Below are 5,135 nucleotides of genomic sequence, written 5' to 3' on the forward strand. Positions count from 1 at the left end.
GCCCTTTCAGGTGCAGGTCGACCGGGCGCGGGCCCCAGGCGCATCCGCCGGGGAGCGAGACGCGGCAGCGTCCAAAACGGGCAACGAGTGGACCTAGCACGTAAAAGCTTGCGCGCATGGTCTTCACGAGTTCGTAGGGGGCTTCCAGGTGGTCGGCGTTACGGGTGTCGATTTTAAGACAGTGGGCTTCGCCGCTGATGTGGCAACCGATGACGCGCAGCACGTCGGACATGGTCTTCATGTCTTTAAGGTGCGGAACATTGGTGATTTCGGAAACCCCGTCGGCGAGGAGCGCTGCTGCCATCACAGCGAGCACGGCGTTCTTTGCGCCAGAAATTTCAACTTCGCCGTCGAGCGGCTTTTTAACTTGAGGTACAATAAACTGGTACATAGTAAAATTAGACTTAAATTTTTTGCATTTATAAGATAGTAAAAGTACCGGGTTTTAGGGGCGTGCCCCTAGGAGAGAGGGTAGAGAAAAACCCGGCTGTGTGCAGCCGGGGTTTGAACGAGGGAGAAACCTCTCCCTTTTAATTATTCTTTTTTCTTTCGTATCTCGTCTTTCGTCTCTAGTCTAATCTTATCGTGCACAACTCTTGTGCGGGCGATGAAGTCGTGTAGAGTGCGTCTCTTTGGATCGATCATGACAATAAGATATCCAAGTCCGTAGAACATGAAGGTGCTTTGTGTGAAAAGGCTGGCGACGTAGCGCAGGGCTGCGAGAATCCAGTTCATGTCGGAACCGTTTGCCGCTTCGACATGGATATGGACGATTTTTTTGCCTGGCGTGGCCGAACGGAGTGCGGTAAAGCAGATGAAGTAGATTGCCTGAATGAATCCCCAAATTCCGAGGAATAGGTGCGTTCCGGGAACATCCAAAACCTTTGAGAGCGCATCTTCTGAGGTTGGGTTGTTCACATAGGCGTTCATGGCGTCTGCAAGTGCGGATAGATCCAGAAACTGCATCGCATTCAGAATCATCAGGAGTAAGACGCCTATTACAGATAAAATAAAATTATCTACAAGATAGGCAATGCCACGGATGAAGAAACCTGCATAGCGTTTGGTGCTCTTGTGCTCTGCAAGAATGGCTTCAAGAGCAGCTCGAACCTGTTCTTCTTCGGTTAGTGAGCTTTCTTTGGCCTCGTCGGTGTCTTTCCAGGTGGTCCAGGACTCCATTCCGGAGTGCCATACGAGAGTTTCATCCTTGATAACGCCTTCTTTGACAAAATTTCGGATTTCGTCGATAGAATAAGGACCTTTGCGTCGTTCCCCATCGGTGATGGTTTCGTCAATGTAATACCAAATCATATGAGGTAAATGTAGAAATCACCGAAAGAATGTGCTCTACTCTACAGACGAAAGGCGCGAGAAAAACTAAATTTGAGAGGTATGATGAACTTTAAGATTGGCCAACGCTACGTAAGTCAATCGGAGCCGGCTCTTGGTCTTGGAATCGTGACCGAGGTGCAGGACCGCATTGTGAAGATCTCTTTCCCTGCTGTTAAGGATGTTCGTTGTTATCGCTCCATGGGTGCTCCCGTAGACCGTTTCGAACTGGCGGTGGGTGATACTGCAAAGAGTGAAAAGGGAATGTCTTTTACGGTGGAAACCGTAAGTGAAGTGGATGGTATGCTTGTCTATTCTGGGCGTGGAGGACGCTCGATGAAGGAATCGGAACTGAATGCGAAGATTTCGATTGCCCGTCCGGCCGATTTATTCCGCGCTCTGATGGAAAATCGCGTGTCGAAGAGCTCTCAGTTTATCCGTCGCGAATGCGCTCAGGAGCTTTCGTGCAAATGGCTGTCCTCGCCGGTACGTGGCATGATCGGTCCGCGTACGAGCATGATTCCGCATCAGTATTATCTTTGCCACAGGGCCTGTTCTTCTTCGTCGCTTCCGCGACTCATGCTATCGGATGAGGTGGGACTAGGCAAGACGATTGAAGCGGGCATGATTTGGCATGCGCTTAAGGCTCGCGGAAGACTTGATCGCACCCTGATTATTGTGCCAGAAACGCTTAAGCACCAGTGGCTGATTGAAATGAAACGTCGCTTCAACCACCTCTTTACGCTAGTGGATGAAGGCTACATCAAGGGACTGTTCGTGAACGATGACGATGACCGCCCGAATCCGTTCATGGTCGCAAATGATGTCATCTGCTCGATAGATTTCCTGATTAAGCAGCCCGCCTTGATTGAGGACTTGCTCAAGACCTCGTGGGACATGGTGATTATTGACGAAGCGCACCACCTGGTTTGCGAAGACGGATTCACGAGCCACGAATACTTGCTCGCTAACGCCGTGATTCAGCGCTCGAAGGGTGTGCTGCTTTTGACGGGAACACCGTTGCAATTCCATCCGGAATCACAGTTCAACCGCTTGAAGATGCTCGATCCGGTTCGCTTTGCCGATTACAATAGCTTTATCAAGGATCAGGACGCTTATCGCAAACTTGTGAACGAACTCAACAAGTTGCCGACAGAACCTGGGCAGCAGATGAGCTGGGACGACTTGAACGAGTTCGTTCCCAAGAAGTCCATGATTCGTCCCTGGCTCGAACAGGAAAGTGCGAAAAGTATGCCTGCGGATGAATGGATTCGCCGCATCGTGGATGCCGTGGGTACAGGCTCAGTGGTATTCCGCAATACTCGTAAAGGTGTGGGTGGTTTCCCCAAACGAGTTCTTGACGAAATTCCGCTAGAACCGAACAAGAACTATCGTGATATGGTGAATGCTGCTGCCGAGAACGATTTGGACATGTCCACCGATATCCAGGAAAATGGCCTCCTGTGTACGAACTATTCCGACGCTTGGGCGCTCGACGAACGCTACGTGTGGCTCAAGGGATTCTTGAAGGAACACGCTAATGATAAGGTGCTCCTGATTTGCGAATCGATTCAGGTGGTTCAAGCTCTTGAAACGCTCTTGAACGAATACATGGGCGAGGGCGCATTCTCGATGTTCCACGAAAACATGACGATTATGGCCCGCGACAAGGCTGCCGCGAACTTCAGCAAAGATAACGGTGCAAACCTACTAATTGCTTCCGAAATAGGTTCCGAAGGCCGCAACTTCCAGTTTGCGCATCATTTGATTCTATTTGACCTGCCGCTCGATGCCGCCTTGGTAGAGCAGCGTATTGGCCGCCTGGACCGTATCGGTCAGACCGAAAACATCATTATTCATGTGCCGTATGTAAAGGGTTCCGGACAGGAAGTCATGTTCCGCTGGTACCACAACGGCCTGAACGCCTTCGGTACTCCGATGATGAGCGGTGGCGAACTGTTCCTCAAGTATACGGACGAACTGATTGCTGCATTGGCTGAACCGCAGGCGTTACTCCAGAATTTTGTCGATGTCGTGATCCCGCAGGTGAAAAAGGATTGCGAAGCCATGCGCAAGAATATTGAAAAGGGCCGTGACCGCTTGCTGGAATTTAATTCTCGCAATCCGGCGAAGGCGAAGGAAATCATCGATGCCATCTTGAGAATAGATGCTGATCAGGATTTACAGACTCTCGTATTCTCGTCGCTGATGGACCGTGGCCTTGAAATCGAGAAGAGTAAGATTAAGGGCTGCTATGTGGTGAGTATGGGTACGCAGGTGGAATCGGGATCGATTCCTGGCATGCCGGAAAGCGTTGGCATGGCAGGCGCCGGCGGTGGAGGCCGCATCACTCAGTCGGTCGGAAATTTTGAAGAAAGCTCCGGCGGCGGAGACGAAGATGCTCGTTTCTGTGATACCTCTAGCCTGACGGTGACTTTTGATCGCAATGTTGCCATGGTGCACGACGAAGTGGATTTCGTGAGCTTGGAACATCCTCTCTCTCAGGGAGTGATAGATTTTGAAACATCTCTCGATAACGGTGCCGTCGCATGCAATATCTGGGCTAATTCTGGAATGCGCGGTCTTCTGATGCAGTATAATTTTGCCGTTGATTTTTCCATTTCGGAGGAATGGGGTGTGTCCGATATCGCGGGACCGCGCTACATTAGCGTGCTTGTGAACCCGACGGGCGAAGATATGTCGGCAAAACTTGCTGACTTGAAGAAGGCTTGCTTCAAGGACGTGCCTGTCCCGCAAGGGAACGCCGCCGTGAACATGACGCTCAAGTATTTCGGTAAAGAAGGTCTTGCGATTGCACGCCGCATCGTGTCTGCCAAGGCAAAGGAAATTGCCGATGTGGCTGCAGAAGCTGTCGAAGCCCGCGCCGAGCAGGAATACCAGCGCATGAACCATTTGCTGAGCATGCGTGGCAAGGCGGGCAACAACGCTCAGCTGCAACAGCTCCGCAAGAACGCCCAGGAATGGAAGAAGGTTATTTCGAACCCGCAGCTACGCCTCGATGCAATTAGGCTCTTGGTGTGTAGGTAGTTTATGAGTGAATTAAGAAAGAATATTCTCGATGAATCCCGCCGCATTGTCGTAAAGATCGGCTCGCGCATTTTGGTCGACTCCGAAAAAGGCGGCGTTCGTACTCGCTACATCCAGAAACTTGCCGATTCTGTGGCTCGCCTGATGGAAGCGGGCAAGGAAGTCGTGATTGTGACTAGCGGTGCCGTGGGAACCGGCATGAGCCAGCTGGGCTACAAGGAAAAGCCGACCGTGCTTGCCGAAAAACAGGCCTGCGCTGCCGTGGGCCAGATTGACTTGATGTATGCCTACCGCGAAATGTTCCGCTGGATGCAGCTTTCCGTGGGCCAGATTCTTTTGTCTGCCGAAGACTTCCGCGACCGTAACCGCTACAAGAATTTGCAGAACACCATCAAGGCGATGCTTGCCCGTAAAATTGTTCCGATTATCAACGAGAACGACTCGCTCGCTGTCGCCGAAATCAAGGTGGGCGATAACGACAAGCTCTCGAGCGACGTGGCTTTGTTCCTTGATGCCGACTTGCTTTTGATTTTTACGGACGAAGACGGCCTCTTCGATGACAATCCGAAGAAGAATCCGAATGCGCGCTTGTTGCGCTTTGTACCTGAAATTACGCCTGCTGTGCTTGCGCTCGCAGGTAAGCCCGGCGAGACGGGCTCCGCTGTAAGTACCGGCGGCATGCGCAGCAAGCTCGAAGCCATCCGCAACGTGACCAAGAGCGGCTGCAACGCATTCCTCGCGAGTGGCATGAAGGTGTT

Annotated in this window: 3 protein-coding genes and 1 pseudogene; 2 read left to right on the forward strand and 2 right to left on the reverse strand. The window is 51.6% G+C overall.

What is annotated here, in order from left to right:
* Positions 1–391 (reverse strand): annotated as a pseudogene (locus Q0628_RS15650) (UDP-N-acetylglucosamine 1-carboxyvinyltransferase); the annotation flags it as partial.
* A gap of 143 nt (positions 392–534) precedes the next feature.
* Positions 535–1,311, reverse strand: a complete 777-nt coding sequence (locus Q0628_RS15655; RefSeq protein WP_298772600.1) for an RDD family protein — start codon at positions 1,309–1,311, stop codon at positions 535–537.
* Between the two features lie 81 nt (positions 1,312–1,392).
* Here Q0628_RS15655 and rapA point away from each other — a divergent pair, with 81 nt between their 5' ends.
* Both rapA and proB read left to right on the forward strand, forming a co-directional pair.
* Positions 1,393–4,377: an RNA polymerase-associated protein RapA gene (gene rapA, locus Q0628_RS15660; protein WP_298772602.1), complete on the forward strand. Its 2,985-nt coding sequence runs from the start codon at positions 1,393–1,395 to the stop codon at positions 4,375–4,377.
* 3 nt (positions 4,378–4,380) lie between these two features.
* Positions 4,381–5,135: glutamate 5-kinase (gene proB, locus Q0628_RS15665; protein ID WP_298772605.1), on the forward strand; the 755-nt coding region annotated here is incomplete at its 3' end.

It is taken from the genome of uncultured Fibrobacter sp. (assembly GCF_937877005.1).
GTDB lineage: Bacteria > Fibrobacterota > Fibrobacteria > Fibrobacterales > Fibrobacteraceae > Fibrobacter.